Annotated in this window: 1 protein-coding gene; it reads right to left on the bottom strand. The window is 64.0% G+C overall.

Annotated features, from left to right (window positions below):
- Window positions 1-10: 10 nt before the first annotated feature.
- Window positions 11-952, bottom strand: a complete 942-nt coding sequence (locus JQ617_RS39850) for a transposase (RefSeq protein WP_212031128.1) — start codon at window positions 950-952, stop codon at window positions 11-13.
- Between the last annotated feature and the right edge of the window lie 166 nt (window positions 953-1,118).

The following is a 1,118-nucleotide window of genomic DNA, read 5'->3' as shown; positions in this document are numbered from 1 at the left end:
CCGGCAACTGTTATGTCGGCTTGGCCTTTAGGTAGGGCTTCCTTTCGCGCATCATGGCGTTGAGGACGGTTAGTAGCTTCCTGGCGACGGCAATGAGGACGAGCTTGGCTGGCTTGCCGGCCTGTCGCAATCGTTCGTAGAAGGCCTTGAACGGATCGGCCCGGCGGACCGCGTTGAGGGCGGCCATGTAGAGGGCATCACGAACGCGCTTCCGGCCGCCGGCGATCTTGCGTTTGCCACGGAAGGTGCCGCTGTCGACGTTGAAGGGAGCCAGGCCGGCGAGCGCCGCGATCTGTTTCGGCCCAACATGTCCGAGTTCCGGCATCTTCGCGATGAGCTGCGTGCAAGCCACGGGCCCCACGCCGGGCAATGAGCGCATCAACCGCGCATCGTCCGCAATCTCCTGCTCAGTCTCGATCAGTGCCTTGATGTCGGCTTCGATCTGGGCAATCTCGCTGTCGAGGACCTCGATGAGGCGGCTGATCCGTTCGGCCATGGCGCGGTCATCGGCCTCGCTGCGCCGGTTCTTCTCCTGCATGCGCATGAGAACCAGTTGATCCCGCCGTTTTGCAAGCCGCGCCAAGGCGTTGCGGGCGGGATTGGCGACCTGCTCGGTGGCCGGCTGCATGGCTCGCGCGAAGGCCGCCAGCATCCGCGCATCGATCGGGTCGGTCTTGGCAAGTTGGCCGCTGGCACGCGCAAAGTCGCGGGCCCGGGCCGGATTGATCCGGGCGAAGCAGATGTCCGACCGTTGCAGCGCCTCGCGCAGCTCGAGGTCGTAAGTCCCAGTAGCCTCGAAGACCACCCGCGCATCGCATCGCCAACGCGCCACGATCTGTGTGATGGCCTGCGGCGCGTTGGCGATGCGCTCCGGCACGCCGACGCCCTCATCGAAGATATCGAGATATTTCTTGGAGACGTCGATTCCGACGTAACGTAGGGGTATGATCACGGTGCCTGTCCCTGTGATGCGAGGTCTGTTGGCGCAGCCTCGTGCAACTGTTCAGGTTGGTAATGGAACGGGCGGGAGACCGAGCCGGCTCACGGCGTCAAGCGCCAAGGACCCAACGGCTTCCCGCCCAACCCATCCTGACAGACTTTCAAGACACAGGGACCCA

Source organism: Bradyrhizobium sp. KB893862 SZCCT0404, from assembly GCF_018130885.1.
Taxonomy (GTDB): domain Bacteria; phylum Pseudomonadota; class Alphaproteobacteria; order Rhizobiales; family Xanthobacteraceae; genus Bradyrhizobium; species Bradyrhizobium stylosanthis.
Note: the sequence above shows the minus strand (reverse complement) of the source record. Positions and strands in the feature narration are given on the sequence as shown.